Genomic DNA, 16,537 nt, shown 5'->3' with positions numbered 1-16,537 from the left:
TTTCAGGGAGCCGGGACAGGATTCCGCCATGCGGGACATGTTTCGCGAACATGCGTAACAGCAGACTGAAGTGCGCCGGAATGCGGCGAAGCGAGGAAATGCCGCGAGATGGTCGCTTTTAGCGAAACACCGCAACTTTGGGGACTTGCGACTGCGCAATTGTGGCGCCGTTTTCGCAGGCGCTTGCGCATGGGGCCACTGTTTCGCTGGCGTTTCACCGGGTTCACCCCCGAACGCGTGCTCATTGCACCGCAGGATTTGCGCCCAGCCGACCCGCAGCTTGCAGAAGAATTTTACCATGGCCGCTTTGCCCTTGCCGGCCGGGTGGTTGAAACCGGCGGGCGCTCGCCCTTCATCGTCGAGCCACCCAATGCCGCCTGGCAGGCGGCGCTGCACAATTTCGGCTGGCTGCGCCATATGCGTGCTTCCGGCACCGAGCTTGCAACAGCCAATGCCCGCGCCCTGCTCAGCGACTGGATAGCGACCCACGGCCGCTCGATCGGCGGCCCTGCCTGGGCTCCCGAGGTCACAGCCCAGCGCATTATCGCCTGGCTCCAGCATTCCAGCCTCATCCTGGCGGGTGCAGACCTGCGCGCATACCGGCAATTCATGCGTTCGCTCGCCACCCAGGTGCGTTATCTGAGGACCATGGCCGCCGTAATGGACGATGGCGAAGAGAAACTGCGCGCCCGCATTGCGCTTGCCTTTGCCGCGCTGGCGCTGCCCGTTTCATCCAATACGGCGCGCTCGGCCCGTCGCAATCTCGAGTTTGAGCTCATTCACCAGATCCTGCCGGATGGCGGGCATATCTCCCGCAATCCGCTGACGGTGCTCGAGCTTCTGGCCGACCTTCTTCCCCTGCGCCAGACCTATGCCAGTGGCACCGAGGCACCGCCGAAGGCGCTGATGGAAGCCATCGAGCGCATGCTGCCCGCGTTGCGTTTCTTCCGCCATCACGACGGCAACCTGGCCCTCTTCAACGGCGTCGGCGCGACGATGCCCGAACGTGTCATCGCCGTTCTGCGCCATGACGATATTGGCGGCCTGCCCCTGACCCATGCGCTGCATTCGGGTTATGAGCGGCTCTCGATGGATTCGACCACCATCATTGCCGATACCGGCCTTGCACCGCCGGTCACCGCGTCGCGCGACGCCCATGCCGGGTGCCTGTCTTTCGAAATGTCATCCGGGCGCAATCGCTACATCGTCAATGCCGGTGTCGACCGCTACGGCCCGGAAGAATTCCGCCCGCTGGCGCGCTCCACCGCTGCGCATTCCACCGCGACGATCAATGACACCTCGTCATGCCGTTTCAGCGCGACCTCCGGGCTTTCCACCATGATCGGCACGCCGATCATCGCCGGCCCGACAAAGGTCAATGTCGAGCGGATCGAACGGCCGGGGGCCGTTGGTTTCGTCGCCAACCACAATGGCTATGTCCGGCCATTCGGCATCTACCACGAACGCCAGATCGTCCTGTCGCACAACGGCAGTGTCATCGAGGGCATCGACAGTTTCTTTGCCGCCGGCCGCAATCCGCTGCGCGGGACCGGCCGCGAAAATGTGGTCATCCGCTTTCATCTCCATCCGGCGGTCAATGTCAGTGTCGATGATAACGGCCTGATCATCCTGCAGGTGGACAATGACGATATCTGGATGTTTTCCGCCACCGTTCAGCCCTTCATCGAAGACTCGCTGTTCTTCGCCGGGTTCCGCGGGCCGGTCAAAACGCGCCAGATCACGCTTTCGCTGAGTGCGGCGCAACTGCCGGAAGTGGAATGGCAATTCACCCGGACATCCCTCGGCGCCTATGGCTGACCCCTTGTGGTGGGGAAAACCGCCCCAAATCGTCTGAATATGCGATCGGAAGTAGGATTCCTTGGCTGCCTGTGCTAACCGGCTGTCCAAATCCCCCAAACTTTCCCGCTGAGGACGAATTCTCCCATGGCCGTCACTGCAAAATCCATTCCCGCCCCGAACCTTCATCCCGTCAAGCGTGCGCTCATTTCGGTTTCCGACAAGGCGGGCCTGACAGCCCTCGCCCATGCGCTGCACCGGCACGGTATCGAAATACTGTCGACCGGCGGAACATCCAAGACCATTGCGGCAGAAGGCATTCCGGTCATTGATGTTTCCGAGGTTACCAATTTTCCCGAGATCATGGATGGCCGCGTCAAGACCCTGCACCCCAAGGTGCATGGCGGCCTGTTGGCGGTGCGCGACGATCCGGAACATGCCGATGCCATGCAGGCGCACGGCATCGGCGCCATCGATCTGGCTGTCATCAACCTCTACCCCTTTGAAGAGGTTCGCCATTCCGGTGCCGACTACGCCAATATCGTCGAGAACATCGACATCGGCGGACCGGCCATGATCCGGGCGGCGGCAAAGAACCATGCCTATGTCGGCGTGGTCACCGATACAGGCGATTACGAGATGGTGATTGCCATGCTCGACAAGCACGATGGATCACTGCCCTATTCCTTCCGCCAGAGCCTTGCCGCCAAGGCCTATGCCCGCACGGCAACCTATGATGCGGCCATTTCGGGCTGGTTCGCCGAAGCGCTGATGACCGAGACGCCATCGCGCCGGGCCATCGGCGGCCACCTGCATTCCGTCATGCGCTACGGTGAAAACCCGCATCAGTCCGCCGGCTTTTATCTCACCGGGGAAAAGCGTCCGGGCGTTGCCACGGCAACCCAGCTGCAGGGCAAGCAGCTTTCCTACAACAACATCAACGATACCGACGCAGCCTTCGAACTGGTTGCCGAGTTCGATCCAGCCCGCACATCCGCTGTCGCCATCATCAAGCATGCCAACCCCTGCGGCGTGGCCGAGGGCGCGACACTGAAGGAAGCCTATCTCAAGGCGCTGGCCTGCGATCCCGTTTCGGCCTTCGGCGGCATTGTCGCGCTCAACAAGACACTCGATGCGGATGCGGCGGAAGAAATCGTCAAGACCTTCACCGAAGTGATCATCGCGCCGGATGCAACACCGGAAGCCCAGGCAATCGTTGCCGCCAAGAAAAACCTTCGCCTGCTCGTCACCGGCGGCCTGCCCGATCCGCGTGCATCCGGTATCACCGCAAAGACTGTTGCCGGCGGCATTCTCGTCCAGTCACGCGACAGCGGCGTGGTCGACGATCTCGATCTGAAGGTCGTGACCAAACGCGCGCCAACCGAACAGGAAATGACCGACCTGAAGCTCGCCTTCCGCATCGCCAAGCATGTCAAATCCAATGCCATCGTCTATGTGAAGGATGGCGCGGCAGTCGGTATCGGCGCCGGTCAGATGAGCCGCGTTGATTCCGCACGTATTGCCGCCCGCAAGGCGGAAGATGCTGCTGAAGCCGCCGGATTGGCGACACCCCTGACCAAAGGCTCGGTCGTCGCCTCCGACGCGTTCTTCCCCTTCGCCGACGGATTGCTGTCAGCGGTCGCCGCCGGAGCCACGGCCGTCATCCAGCCCGGTGGTTCCATGCGGGACGAGGACGTTATCGCTGCAGCCGATGAACACGGCATTGCCATGGTGTTCACCGGCATGCGCCATTTCAGGCACTGAGCCTTGCCGGAATTGCGGCCGGATAGGGTGTTCGCAACAGGACAGCCAGTCCGGCCAGCAGGAAGACGATGATCATCGCCATGCCGAGGCGTGGCGATCCGCTCAGCGCTGTCACAGTGGCAACCATAAATGGCGCGAGAAAACTCGTTGCCCGCCCCGACAGGGCATAGATGCCGAAATAGCGGCCCGCTTCGTCGATCGACACGCTGCGGGCCATGTAGGACCGCGACGATGCCTGCACCGGGCCGAAGGCAAGCCCGATGAGAAGCCCGAACACGATGAAGGCCTTCTCGGCGGGTGTCTTGAACAGCCCGCCCGTATCGGCGCCGGTCAGCGGCAACAATCCAAACAGTGTGTAGCCGGGCCCAGTCGACACGATGCCGACGGCCGCGACAGTCAATAGCAGCAGCGAGATCACCACCACCGCCTTCGAGCCGATCCGCGTATCGAGCCAGCTCGCGGCAAGGCAGCCGAAAATCGCAACGACATTCAGGATGATGCCGTAGATGCCGATCTCCACGGTTGCCCAACCGAACATGATCGCGGCAAATGCCCCGCCAAGGGCGATCAGGGCGTTGACGCCATCCTGGTAAATCATGCGGGCGATGAGAAAGCGGAAGATGCCCGGGCGCCGGCGCACCTCGCCAATGGTGGATTTCAACTCCGCAAGCCCCCCGCGCACCGCCTTGCCGATGGGCAGACCCCTTGCGCTGTCGGGCGTAAACAGGAACATCGGCAGCACGAAAACCAGATACCACAGTGCTGACAGAGGTCCGGTTGCGCGGTCGCCCTCGCCTGCAGCGGGATCAAGCCCCAGGATCGGTTGCCATCCCAGCATGGTTTTTCCGGTTTCCGGCGAGCCGGCCATGAAGGCGACGACAAAGATCAGCACAATCATGCCGCCGAGATAACCGAGTCCCCACGCCATGTTGGAAATACGCCCGATATCCTTTTCCGGCACCAGCCGCGGCATCATCGAGTCGTTGAAAACGATGGAGAATTCCGCGGCAATCGACGCCAGGGAAAAGAAGAGCAGCGGAGCAATGAGACTTGAACCCGGCGCGGCGAACCACAGCATCGACAGGGCAATGATCTGGATGACGGCAAAGAAGCCGATCCACGGCTTGCGCGCGCCGGTCTGATCGGCAATCGACCCGAGGACGGGTGACAGCACAGCAATGACGAGGCCTGATATGGCTATGCCATAGCCCCAGGCGGCCTGGCCGATGGCGGGATCACTCGCCATCCGCGCAACAAAATAGGGACCGAAGATGAAGGTCGTGACGACGGTGAAGAATGGCTGCGCCGCCCAGTCGAAGAGCATCCATCCCCAGATGCCCCGTTTAGACGCAGCCATGTCGTTTCCTTCCCCTGATCCGGTCCCCCCAGCCTGTTCTAGGACAGGTCGGAAAGCAATCCGGCGGCAACGGCGAGACGCGAGACCGTGAGGTCCCCGCCCTCGACGATATTCGCCATACGCTGACGCACTTCATCGACCTGCGTGCCGCGTCCGGCCAGCCATTCCTTGGCCGGATCGGACTTCTTGCCGTGCTCGCTGAGTGCCGCCACGGCAATACCGCGCCGCGCTTGCGAGATCAGGTCGGATGCACGTGCCAGCGCGATGCCGTCATAGTAGTCCGCGACGGAAACACCTCGCGCCGCTTCGACGATACGGCCGATGCGGAACGCTTCGGAAATATCGAAATACGCCTTGGCCGCACTGGCAATGTCGGTACCGGCCTGTTGGGCGACGGCAGCGATATCCGGAATGATCGGCGCGATTTCCAGCCGGGCGAGCTGAGCCGCCAAGGCCGCAGGTGCACCTTGTCCGGCGTAATAGGCCGTATCGTCGCGCAGCTGGCTGCTCATGGACAGCGGCAGCAGCTTCTCCAGTTTGGGCTGCAGCGTGCTGCGGGCCGACTTGATTTCCTTGATTGCCGCCTCCAGGCCGATGCCGCCGGTCCGGTTGCGCAGGACCCACGCCGTTGTCCAGTTGAGCATCTGCGCCACTTTGGCGTAAAAGCCGTTCTGCACGTCACCCGGCAGGGCATTGTCGAGCGCATCGATATCGGCGAACAGCCCATCAACCTCAAAACCGTCACGCACGATCACATAGGCCCGGACGATATCCGGTGCCGACTGCCCCGTCAGATCGGCAAGACGGCTGACAAAGGTCGGGCCGCCGCGGTTGATGGCATCATTGGCGAGTTGGGTCGCAATGATTTCCCGACGCAGACGATGCGTGCGGATTTCCTCGCCGTAGCCTTCCTTCATCTGCTTCGGGAAGTAATCGAGCAATCCACGTTCCAGATAGGGATCATCCGGCAGGTTGCTGGCCAGCAGTTGGTCGGACAGCACGATCTTGGCATAGGCGAGCAGGACACCGAGTTCGGCGCGGCTGAGTGCTATGCCATCAGCCTGCCTTTCGGCCAACGCCTTGTCATCCGGCAGGGTTTCCACCTTGCGGTTCAACAGCTTCCGGGCTTCCAGTTCGCTCATGAACCGCGACTGATAGGCAAGATCGGTCAACCCGCGCCGCTGCGCCAGCGACAGTGCCAGCGTCTGCAGATAATTGTTGCGCAGGACGAGATGTCCTACTTCGTCCGTCATCGATTCGAGCAGCGTATCGCGCTTGTCGCGCTGCAGTTTTCCCGAACGCATGGCCTGCGCAAGGGCAATCTTGATGTTAACCTCGACGTCAGAGGTGTTCACGCCGGCCGAATTGTCGATGGCGTCGGAATTGCAGCGCCCACCGGCGAGACCGAATTCGATGCGCGCCTTCTGCGTCACGCCAAGATTGGCACCCTCACCGATCACCTTGGCCCGCACATCAAGCCCGGTGATGCGGATGGCGTCATTGGCGCGGTCGCCCACTTCGGCATCCGTCTCGAAGCTGGAGCGGATATAGGTGCCGATGCCACCGAACCACAGGAGATCGACCGGTGCTTTCAGGATGGCCGTCATGATTTCGAACGGCGTTGCCGTGGTCTTGGCAAGGCCGATCACCTTGGCGGCTTCCTTCGACAGGGTAATCGACTTCTGCGAACGGGAGAACACGCCGCCGCCAGCCGAAATCTTCGACTTGTCATAGTCCTGCCAGCTCGAACGCGGCAGGTTGAACAGGCGCTGCCGCTCCTTCAGGCTGGCTTTGACGTCGGGCTCCGGATCAATGAAGATATCGCGGTGGTCAAACGCGGCAACGAGTTTCGTCTGCGGTGACAGCAACATGCCATTGCCGAAGACGTCGCCGGACATGTCGCCGACGCCAACCGCCACAAACGGTACTTTCTGGATATCCGTGCCGATTTCACGGAAATGCCGTTTCACGGCTTCCCAGGCACCGCGAGCGGTAATGCCCATCTTCTTGTGGTCGTAGCCGGCCGAACCGCCCGACGCAAAGGCATCGTCCAGCCAGAAATCATGTGCTTGGCTGATGGCATTGGCGGTGTCGGAGAACGTCGCCGTGCCCTTGTCGGCAGCCACGACGAAATAGGGATCGTCCCCGTCCAGCCGCAGGATATTTTCCGGCGGCACAACGGTTTCACCGTGCAGGTTGTCGGTCACCGACAACAGCGTCGCGATGAAGGTGATGTAGGCCGAACGCCCCGCTTCGAAGATCACGTTGCGGTCGCCGCCTGTCGGCAGGCGCTTCGGATAGAACCCGCCCTTGGCGCCAACCGGCACGATGACGGCATTCTTGACCTGCTGTGCCTTGACGAGGCCCAGCACTTCCGTGCGGTAATCCTGTGCCCGGTCCGACCAGCGCAGCCCGCCGCGGGCGACCGGACCAAAGCGCAGGTGGACGCCCTCGACTTCGGGGCCATAGACAAAGATTTCGCGATAGGGCCGTGGCTCCGGAAGATCATCCAGCGCGCGCGGGTCGAGCTTGAAGGCCAGCGTCACACGTTCGCTGCCATCCTCTTCCGGCGCAAAGGCATTGGTGCGCAATGTCGATTCGATCAGATTGAGGAAACGGCGCAGGATGCGGTCATCGTCAAGGCTTGGCACACCCTGCAGTGCCTCTTCGATGGCAGCGCGAATCGTTGCCTGTTTGCGGTGCGATTGCGTCGACGCACCCTTTTTCGGATTGAGCCGCTGCTCGAACAGATCGAACAATTGCTTGGCAATCGCCGGGTAGCGGTTGAGCGCAATGGCGATGTAATCCTGCGAATAGGGAATACCGGCCTGTTGCAGATAACGGCCATAGGCGCGCAGGATGATGATCTGGCGTGCCGTCAACTGCCCTGTCAATGCGAGCGCATTGTAGCCGTCATTGTCGGAAGCGCCGCCCCATATGTTGCGGAACACATCTTCGAACAGGTCGCCATTGTCCCTGAGATCGATGGAGGACCCGGATGTGCTGACCAATTCCATGTCATGCACGAAAAGCGGGCTGCCATCGGCAGCAGGCAAGGCAAACGTCTGCTCGCTGATCACGCGGAAGCCCATGTTCTCGAGCAGCGGCACGCGCTGGGACAGGGCGACAGCCGAGCCGTAGTGATAGATTTTCAGCGACGCCGCATTGGCGCCATCGGTCCGGTGACGGTAGAAATCAACAAACAGCGGATTGGTCCGCGACAGTCCGGCAATCCGGCTGGCATCGATCAGCGCTTCATCCGGCGAAAAGTTTTCGCGGTAGGAATCGGGGAATACCGCGGCGAGCGACGAGAACTCCGCCAGGCCGCTGCGGTCGCCAACTTCGGCGACTGCGTCTTCCCAGGTGCGGACAATCGACCGGACGGTTTCTTCCAAAGCCTCGCGCTTGACCTTGGGGAAGTCATTCTCCGCATGGCCGATGATGAAATGAACACGCGCCAGATTGCCTTCCGGAAATGCCGGATAATAGGCGGAAACATGTCCCTCATAGGTTGCCGCGAGATAGGAACCAACCTTTTCGCGTACGATGGAATCGTAACGTTCGCGCGGCACGTAGACGATGATGGAAGCAAACCGGCCGAAAGGATCGATGCGCGGCAGGACACGCACACGCGGGCGCTCGCCCAGGGCCAAAATGATCTCGGCATTGCGGGTCAGTGTCTTGACGTCGATCTGGAAAAGATCGTCGCGCGGATAGCTCTCGAGTACCTTGATCAGCTGCTTGCCCGAGTGATCCTCGCGGTTGAATCCGAGGCGGCTGATGACGCTTTCCGTCTTCGAACGCAGATAGGGGATCTTCAGCACGGAACGCGTATAGGCCCCGGAGGTGAATAGGCCGACGAAGCGCAATTCGCCGCTCACCTTGCCATCGGCATCATAGGTCTTGACGCCGATGTAATCCATGTAGCCGCGGCGATGCACCAGCGACTTGGTGTTCGCCTTGGTGACGATCAGCGGCTCGGGACCGGTGAGGAACGCGATGATCTGCGGCGTGGTCGTCACGCCCTGGTTGCCGCGCTTGAGCACGCGCACATCGGGATCACGCAGAATGCCAAGACCGGGTTTGCCCGACCGCTCCAGTTCGCCCTGGCTGCCGTCGCCCTGATAATCGTATTCGCGCACGCCGAGGAAGGTGAAATTGTTGTCGCGCAGCCATTCGAGGAATTCGACCGCCTCTTCGGCGGCGGCTTTCTTCATCGGCGTCTTGCCGGTCTTGTAGGCTTCGATCGCATCGCCGAGACGCGCAACCATGGCGGCGCGGTCATTCACCGCTTCGCGCACCTGCTTGAGCACGAGATTGAGCGCTTCAACCATGATTTCACGCACGGGTGCATCCAATGCCGGCACATGAATCTGCATCACGGAGACGCGGGCTTCATCCTTGCCCGGTTTGTCGGGTCCTGCAGCACCGATAACCGCGCCGCTTTTCCGGTCCACGTCCATCACCGGATGCAGCACCAGATAGACCGAGCTAACCCGTTCGCTGATCTCGCCCAGAACCGAGTCGAGCAGGAAGGGCATGTTATCGTTGATCAGGGTGACGACCGTAACCGGCCTGCCATCACGAGAGACGGTGCTGCCATCGGAAAGGTCGATCAGGGGCTTTCCCGATTTGAACCGGCTCAGTGCATCCTCGGCAAGCCTGGCAGACGTTCTCAGCGCCCCTGCATCGTAGTCAGCAAGGTCTTCTGCCGGCGCCCGCGCAAACAGCAGTTCTTCAAACAAACCGGGTGCTTGCTTCTTTTCTTTCGTGGCTTTTGCTGTTTTTGATTTCAGAGCGGCTTTCGCGCCCGATTTTGTTGTTGAAGCCATCAGATTCTCTCCCTGAACAGGCATTTTGGCTCATCATAGCCACTGAAATTGCATTTTCGACTGCAAACTGCACGTCGGAGGTAAAATTCGCATGACATTTGGACAGGCTACAGTTCCACCAGATGGTCATCGAGCTCATTGACGTTGTCGGGACCTGCCGGAAAGTGTGTTTCAAGCAATTGCCCCGCATGCCGAATGGCCTTGAGAAAGCCGGAGGCATGATCATCCAGCGCCGCATGGTTTGTCAGGATTGCGACAATGCCGTTCCATTCCTCCTGCGGCACACGCGCATTGATGCCCGCATCTGCCACGACTTCCGCATAGTGCTCGGCCAGGGACACGAAGAGCAGAATGCCGGTGCGCTTTTCCGTCAGGTGAACATTGCGCGCCAGGAATTGCTGAACCGCATTGAGGTGCGCGCGCTGATAGAGAATGCGCTTGGGCACGAACAGCATGCCAAGGCCCGGCACCAGCCGGATCAGCAGGATAGCGGTGAGAAACGCTGCGAGAATGGCCAGACCGAACAGCGGCAGTGAAATCGTGAACCAGTACCAGTGTGCCGCCAGTGCAACCACGACGGCTGCAATGAGGATGGCAACGGTGACCACAAAACCGGCGACGAAGAAATAGCTGTCGCTGCGGCGGGCGAGTACCGCGTAGATTTCGCCGCTGGTCCGGCTTTCCGCATCACGGATCGCCTCGGCAATGCGGGCGTGATCCTCGTCGCTCATCATTGACATGCTCTCTCCTACCAACTTCCCGAAGCGCCGCCGCCGCCCGACGAACCGCCGCCGCCGGAAAAGCCGCCGCCTCCGCCACCGCCGGAAGACCAACCGCCACCACCCGATGACCATCCTCCACCGGAACCGCCGCCCGAGGAGGATCGTGTATCAATGGTCATGCCAAGCCATTTGTAACGGCCGGGCCCGATCTTCTGGCCGAAAACCGAAGCCATGATCGCCATGCCGAACCCACCGAAGAAGATCAGCACCCAGATCGAGATGAAAATCACCCCGAACCAGTCGATGTTGGAGGACTCCTTCTGGATATTCCGCTTGGCCCGTGCCTGGAGTTCGGCTGAATCGCCGGAGAGCACGGTCAATATATCGTCGACCCCGCGCGCTATGCCGCCGGAATAGTCGCCCGAACGGAAGCCCGGAATAATGGCGTTCTCGATGATCAGCCTGGACAACAGATCCGTCAGCGTTCCTTCCAGCCCATAGCCGACCTCGATACGCACCTTGCGGTCACTGGGAGCAACGACCAGAAGGACACCGTTGTTTTCCTGCTTCTGGCCAAGCGCCCAGGCACGATAAAGCCGGTTGGAATAAGGCTCGATCGCCTCTCCATCAAGGCTTGGAACCGTCACGACGACGACTTGGTCGGATGACTTCGCCTCGAATGCCGCCAGCTTCTGGGTGATGGCATCCCGCGTTGCCGCATCGATGACATTTGCACCGTCGACCACGCGTCCCGTCAGGGCTGGCAGCGCAGCCGCAAAGGCGCCGCCCAGCAACAGCCCAAGCAGAACCGGAATCAACAGCAGACCATGCCAAATCCGCATCAAGATGGGACGTCGCATCGTATTGACCGCGCTTTGGCGCATGGTGCGCATTCTGAAAGCCTAGAATTTGACTTGAGGCGTCTGCTTGGCGGAATCGTCGATGGTGAAGGTTTGATAGGGCTGGCTGCCGGTGTACCAGATCCACGTCCAGATGATCGTCGGCATGGTTCTCAGCGAGGTGTTATAAACGCGCACCGCCTCGATATAATCACGGCGGGCAACGGCTATGCGGTTTTCCGTGCCTTCCAGCTGCGATTGCAGTGCCAGGAAGTTCTGGTTGGATTTGAGGTCGGGATAGTTTTCGACAACCGCCAGAAGCCGCGACAGGGCACCGGTGAGATTGGCCTGATTGTCCTGGAACGCCTTGAAGGCATTGGGGTCCTTCAGCGTATCAGGTGTCACCTGCACCGACGTTGCCTTGGCGCGTGCCTCGACCACGGATGTCAGCACGTCCTTTTCCTGAGCCGCATAACCTTTGACGGTTTCGACCAGATTCGGGATCAGGTCCGCACGGCGCTGATACTGGTTGAGCACCTCGCTCCATGCGGCCTTGGCCTGCTCTTCATTGGTTGGAATCGTATTGAAGCCGCATGCGGAAAGCAGCGGCATGAGGATGGCAAGCGCAAGAACCGAAAAAACATTGCGTGGCAAAAAGCCGGACGACGACGCCATTTTCTGCATAAAACCCTCTCCTCAACACTCATTTTCCTGCCCAGTTGGCCGTTTTGGAACGAAGCAGGCTGAGCGTAGCCATTTTTTGCTGCAAAAGGAACTGGCAAAGCGCTATGCTGCCTTGCAACAGGGATCAAGCGGAATCGCCATGGCTGCCAATGACAAAGAACGTCAGACTGTAACAGAATCGGCGCGGATTCTGGAACGCGTCAACCACGAGTCCAATGCCGGCAGCGGAACCGTGATCGACCGCACAGTTGCCAGAACCAAGGGGCATTTCACCGCGCAAGATGCCGATGCCAGCGATCCGATAGAAATCTGGGGGACACGCATCGGCCGGTTTCTGGGATTGCTTGTATTGCTCGCCATGTTTATCTGGTTGATCAGTTCTGTTACCGGCAAAAGCTGAGTCTGCGCACTCATCCCGCTTTTCCGAACTCCTTTACGAGTATTCCCATGACCGGTTCTGTTGCTCCCTCCTCCAATGCAGTCATCGTCATTTCAAGCCACGTGGTGCGCGGTTCCGTTGGCAACCGTGCTGCGGTGTTTGCGCTTGAGACTCTCGGACATCCGGTCTGGGCAGTACCCACGGTCGTCTTGCCATGGCATCCCGGGCACGGGCCAGCCAAGCGCATTGTACCGGAACCCCAGCAGTTCGACGATCTGATCGCCGATCTGGAGCGCGCGCCGTGGTTGGGCGAAGTGCGCGCCATCATGACCGGGTATCTCGGCAATGCCGCACAGGCGGCATCCGTCGCCCGCCTCGTCAAGAAGGTCAAAAGCCAGAACAAGGATGTGCTTTACCTCTGCGATCCCGTGATCGGCGACACGAAAGGCCTTTATGTTCCCGAAGCCACGGCCATCGGTATTCGCGATGAGCTGATGCCTCTCGCCGATATCTCCACGCCCAACCGTTTCGAATTGGCCTGGCTCGCCGGAGCCGACCTTCCCGACAACAAGTCGATCATGCAGGCGGCGCTGCATGCCGGTCCCGGCACGATGCTGGTAACCTCGGCCCATCCGATGCTGGCTGGCGGCACGGGCAATCTTCTGGTCACCCATTCCTTCGCCATGCTGGCAGAGCACCGCCTTGTCACCGGCCCGACGAACGGGCTCGGCGACCTGACGTCGGCACTCTTCCTGGCGCGCATGCTGGCTGGCCTCGACCACGAGCAGATTTTGCAGCGGACCACCGCGTCGGTCTTTGAGATCATGGCGCGTTCGGCCAAGCGCGGCGCCGACGAATTGATGCTGGAAGCGGATGCTTCCAGCCTGTCCAGTCCGATGGCGATGATCCAGATGCGCCGCCTTACGCACCCGAGCAAAGGCATCCGGGCCTGACCTGCGCCGTTTCGACACGGGGCGTGGTTCCGCAATTCCGGTGACATGCCGTGAAATGGCCCTATTCTGGGGTCTCGCATTTCAGCATTGCGTCTACCGACACAAGACCAATTGATCTTACCTTCAATCGGGATTAATGCACCATCATGACCATGCTTCCTGAGAGACTGCTCACCGGTTATCGCACCTTCATGGCGCAGCGTTATGCCAATGAAACCCTGCGCTACCGCCAATTGGCCGAACAAGGCCAGACCCCTGAAACGCTGGTAATCGCCTGCTGCGACTCCCGCGCCGCCCCCGAAATCATTTTCGACACCAGCCCCGGCGAGATTTTCGTCATCCGCAATGTCGCCAATCTGGTGCCGCCCTATGAGCCGGACGGCGAGTACCACGCGACGTCGGCCGCGCTCGAATTTGCCGTGCAAAGCCTCAAGGTGAAAAATATCGTCGTTCTGGGGCATGGCCGTTGCGGCGGCATCAAGGCGGCGCTCGATACGGAAAGCAAGCCGCTTTCACCCGGTGACTTCATCGGCAAATGGATGAGCCTCGTGGCCCCCGCCGCCGAAGCGGTCGCCGCCAACGAGCTGATGACCCCGTTCGAACGCCAGACCGCGCTGGAGCGCATTTCCATCCGTTACTCCCTAAGGAACCTGCGCAGCTTTCCCTGTGTCGATATCCTGGAAAAGAAGGGACGCCTCACCCTGCATGGTGCCTGGTTCGATATCTCGACCGGCGAGCTTTGGGTGATGAACCCTGAAACCGGGGATTTCCTGCGCCCGGACCCTGAACTGGTCGACCTGCAGCCGGGACAGTAGCCCATGCGGAAACTGGTGATCGCCGTCGCGCTGCTTTTCAGCCTCGTGGTGCCTTCGCTTGCCGAGGATGCACCAGAGATTCTTGTCGAGCGCTGGTACAAGGCGCTTGCAACGGTTGACCGGGCCGAATTCGCCGATCTTCTGACGGATGATGCAACAATTGTGCTGGAAGACCAGGAAGTCGAACTGAACAAAAGCGAATTCCTCGCTTCGCTCACCGAATGGGAGAGTGCGGCAAAAGACACCAAGGTGAAGCATCGGCTTGAGGGGATGGAGAACGGCAGGATGACCATGCTCGTCTGCTACGAATTCCCCGAAAACACCACCTATACACGTGAGATATTCAGCTTCCGTGATGGCAAGATCAGCGCCAGTGCCCAAGGCGCCATCGGCGAGACCTGTGAAGGCTTCTAAAAACAAAAGGCCGGTGCGAACACACCGGCCTCTTGAACGTGATAGAGCGGAAAAAAGGCTTTATTTGCCGTCGATCTGCGCACCCATGATCGCAATCGCCTGCTGGTAAACCGTGGCGGCATTCCAACCCTGAATCGCTGCGAAATTCGGCTCGCCCTGCTGATAGCCGGCGCCCCGCTGCCAGCCATGACCAACCAGGAAATTTGCAGTGGATGCCAGGGCATCGGCCTTGGAGCGCACCATGTCGATGTGACCGCTGCTATCACCATCAACACCGTACTTCAGCACGTTGGCGGGCATGAACTGGGTCTGGCCGATTTCGCCGTGCAACGCACCGCGCGCATCGGGTGCCAGATCACCATGATCGATCAGCTTCAAAGCCGCATAAAGCTGCTGGCGGAAGTAGTCGCTGCGACGGCAGTCATAAGCAAGCGTCGATACGGCGGACAGTGTGTGCTGGTCACCCATATAGGCGCCAAAGCCCGTTTCCATGCCCCAGATGGCAATGATCGGGCCGGCTGGCACGCCATAACGCTTTTCGATGCTGGCAAAGAGCGCCGCATTCTGCGCCTTCTGCTTCTTGCCGCGCGAGACGATCGTCTGTCCGCCGCGAACCTGCAGGAACTTTTCGAGCGAGTACTTGAAGCTCTTCTGATTGCGATCCAGCGCGATCGTCTTCGTGGAATAGGTCACGTTGTTGAGCGCGCTGAGGCCTTTGCTGCCGATCCCTTGCGACTGGGCTTCCTGCTTGAACTGCTGAACCCATGCCGGAAATCCGGCGGAGTTGTTGCCGCACTGGGCGGCGGCCTGCGCCGCACCCGCAGTCAGAAAAACCGCTGCGGCGACTCCTGCAAAAAACCTGGCTTTGGCAACAAATGCCATGGAAATCTCCTTAAAAGTTGAATCTTCTTTGAACCTATCTGCCATTTTTCTGATCCGCTGTCATCTGGCAGAATCCGGCGACATTTGGCGAAACCGCGCCAATTCCGTTTATTTTGACCCGGTTTCGGGCTTTTGACGCTATTCGAAGGCATTTTGAAGACCGTGAGCGAGCCCAGAAGCACTGGACTCGTCACAACCTAGAATTGCTACATACAACCTGATTCGGCGGCCGGCGTTAGACGTATTGATAAGCAGCATCGCTCCGCTTTCATTGTAAAATGGCTGCAATTTTCCGGACCAGCCACTCATATTTTTGTATATACATTAATTATTGACTGCAGCGGTTTTCATGCGTAAATTCGAATGGAATGACGAAAAGGCCAGGAGCAATTTGCGCAAACATGGCGTGGATTTCGAACTTGCAAAGCGATTTCAGTTCAGCACGGCTTTGGAAAGCTTGGACGATCGGGAAAACTACGCAGAAGAGCGAATCGTGGCGATAGGCTTCATCGGACATACCCTTTTTACGCTTGTTTATACCGAACGTGGTGACCAGATTAGAGTTATCTCCTTGCGTCGATCGACAACCACTGAGATCAAAAGATATGCAAACGAATATGACTGAGAAACAACGCGCCGCACACAGAGCACGCATTCAAGCGGCTTTGGATAAGATTACTCCCGAAGAAGATGCCGCGCTGACCAAGGCTGCGCTGGAGGATCCCGATACAGTTCTCGTTACCGAATTGAGCAGGCGCAAGCCCGGCAGGCCGGTCGCGGAGACAACCAAGACGCCGGTTTCCATCCGTCTCAGCCCCGATGTGCTCGATTATTTCCGTTCCGGCGGTCCCGGCTGGCAGAGCCGCATCGACGAGGCCTTGCGTGAAGCCGCAGGATTGAAAAAGCGCGCCTAATGCCCTTGTCTTGACTTTGAGCCGCATTTCCTGTTTAAGCCGCACATCAATCCGCGACGAGTTCCAAACTCCGAGCAGCCGACCGGGACCCCGCAAGGGTTCGACGATCCCGGAGGTCAACACCCGACAGCGCGATGCGCCCTCGGGTGCAATTTTGCTTTGAGCCGCATTTTAACTATGGGCTT

14 protein-coding genes are annotated in these 16,537 nt (G+C 59.8%); 8 read left to right on the top strand and 6 right to left on the bottom strand.

The window, feature by feature from the left end:
* Nucleotides 1–108 precede the first annotated feature (108 nt).
* Both RDL77_RS10905 and purH read left to right on the top strand, forming a co-directional pair.
* Complete coding sequence (locus RDL77_RS10905; RefSeq protein ID WP_223613822.1) at nt 109–1,818, top strand: heparinase II/III family protein; 1,710 nt, start codon at nt 109–111, stop codon at nt 1,816–1,818.
* Between the two features lie 126 nt (nt 1,819–1,944).
* The gene (gene purH, locus RDL77_RS10900) at nt 1,945–3,561 is read left to right on the top strand and encodes a bifunctional phosphoribosylaminoimidazolecarboxamide formyltransferase/IMP cyclohydrolase (RefSeq protein ID WP_288192826.1); all 1,617 of its coding nucleotides are present in this window, start codon (nt 1,945–1,947) and stop codon (nt 3,559–3,561) included.
* On the opposite strand, the gene RDL77_RS10895 is transcribed toward purH, so the two are convergent.
* The 5 genes from RDL77_RS10895 to RDL77_RS10875 form a co-directional block, all read right to left on the bottom strand.
* Nucleotides 3,551–4,918, bottom strand: a complete 1,368-nt coding sequence (locus tag RDL77_RS10895) for an MFS transporter (RefSeq protein WP_288192825.1) — start codon at nt 4,916–4,918, stop codon at nt 3,551–3,553. The two genes, purH and RDL77_RS10895, sit on opposite strands and share 11 nt — an antisense overlap.
* A 38-nt stretch (nt 4,919–4,956) precedes the next feature.
* Nucleotides 4,957–9,750: an NAD-glutamate dehydrogenase gene (locus RDL77_RS10890; RefSeq protein ID WP_288192824.1), complete on the bottom strand. Its 4,794-nt coding sequence runs from the start codon at nt 9,748–9,750 to the stop codon at nt 4,957–4,959.
* 107 nt (nt 9,751–9,857) lie between these two features.
* Nucleotides 9,858–10,490 (bottom strand): TPM domain-containing protein, encoded by a 633-nt coding sequence (locus RDL77_RS10885; RefSeq protein ID WP_223613826.1) that lies wholly within the window; start codon nt 10,488–10,490, stop codon nt 9,858–9,860.
* Between the two features lie 8 nt (nt 10,491–10,498).
* Nucleotides 10,499–11,314 carry a YgcG family protein gene (locus tag RDL77_RS10880; RefSeq protein WP_288192849.1) on the bottom strand — a complete coding sequence of 272 codons (816 nt, stop codon included), beginning with the start codon at nt 11,312–11,314 and terminating at the stop codon, nt 10,499–10,501.
* Between the two features lie 60 nt (nt 11,315–11,374).
* Nucleotides 11,375–11,995 carry a LemA family protein gene (locus RDL77_RS10875; protein ID WP_374042703.1) on the bottom strand — a complete coding sequence of 207 codons (621 nt, stop codon included), beginning with the start codon at nt 11,993–11,995 and terminating at the stop codon, nt 11,375–11,377.
* Between RDL77_RS10875 and RDL77_RS10870 the strand changes: the two genes are divergently transcribed.
* From RDL77_RS10870 to RDL77_RS10855, 4 genes are all read left to right on the top strand, one after another.
* Complete coding sequence (locus RDL77_RS10870; protein WP_288192823.1) at nt 11,955–12,395, top strand: hypothetical protein; 441 nt, start codon at nt 11,955–11,957, stop codon at nt 12,393–12,395. The two genes, RDL77_RS10875 and RDL77_RS10870, sit on opposite strands and share 41 nt — an antisense overlap.
* A gap of 47 nt (nt 12,396–12,442) precedes the next feature.
* Nucleotides 12,443–13,327, top strand: a complete 885-nt coding sequence (gene pdxY, locus RDL77_RS10865) for a pyridoxal kinase PdxY (RefSeq protein ID WP_223613828.1) — start codon at nt 12,443–12,445, stop codon at nt 13,325–13,327.
* 146 nt (nt 13,328–13,473) lie between these two features.
* A complete protein-coding gene (locus tag RDL77_RS10860) occupies nt 13,474–14,142 on the top strand; it encodes a carbonic anhydrase (protein ID WP_223613829.1) in 669 nt (222 codons plus the stop codon).
* 3 nt (nt 14,143–14,145) lie between these two features.
* Nucleotides 14,146–14,556 carry a nuclear transport factor 2 family protein gene (locus RDL77_RS10855; protein ID WP_223613830.1) on the top strand — a complete coding sequence of 137 codons (411 nt, stop codon included), beginning with the start codon at nt 14,146–14,148 and terminating at the stop codon, nt 14,554–14,556.
* A gap of 60 nt (nt 14,557–14,616) precedes the next feature.
* On the opposite strand, the gene RDL77_RS10850 is transcribed toward RDL77_RS10855, so the two are convergent.
* Nucleotides 14,617–15,438 carry a lytic transglycosylase domain-containing protein gene (locus tag RDL77_RS10850; protein ID WP_288192822.1) on the bottom strand — a complete coding sequence of 274 codons (822 nt, stop codon included), beginning with the start codon at nt 15,436–15,438 and terminating at the stop codon, nt 14,617–14,619.
* Between the two features lie 349 nt (nt 15,439–15,787).
* Here RDL77_RS10850 and RDL77_RS10845 point away from each other — a divergent pair, with 349 nt between their 5' ends.
* Nucleotides 15,788–16,063, top strand: a complete 276-nt coding sequence (locus tag RDL77_RS10845; RefSeq protein ID WP_223613832.1) for a BrnT family toxin — start codon at nt 15,788–15,790, stop codon at nt 16,061–16,063.
* On the top strand, nt 16,056–16,352 hold the full coding sequence (locus RDL77_RS10840; protein WP_288192821.1) for a BrnA antitoxin family protein: 297 nt from the start codon (nt 16,056–16,058) through the stop codon (nt 16,350–16,352). Before RDL77_RS10845 ends, RDL77_RS10840 begins: the two co-directional genes overlap by 8 nt.
* Nucleotides 16,353–16,537 lie beyond the last annotated feature (185 nt).

Origin of the sequence: uncultured Phyllobacterium sp., from assembly GCF_902479695.1 — a bacterium.
GTDB classification, from domain to species: domain Bacteria; phylum Pseudomonadota; class Alphaproteobacteria; order Rhizobiales; family Rhizobiaceae; genus Phyllobacterium; species Phyllobacterium calauticae.
The sequence above is the reverse complement of the archived record's forward strand: the minus strand, read 5'-3'. Positions and strand labels throughout refer to the sequence as shown.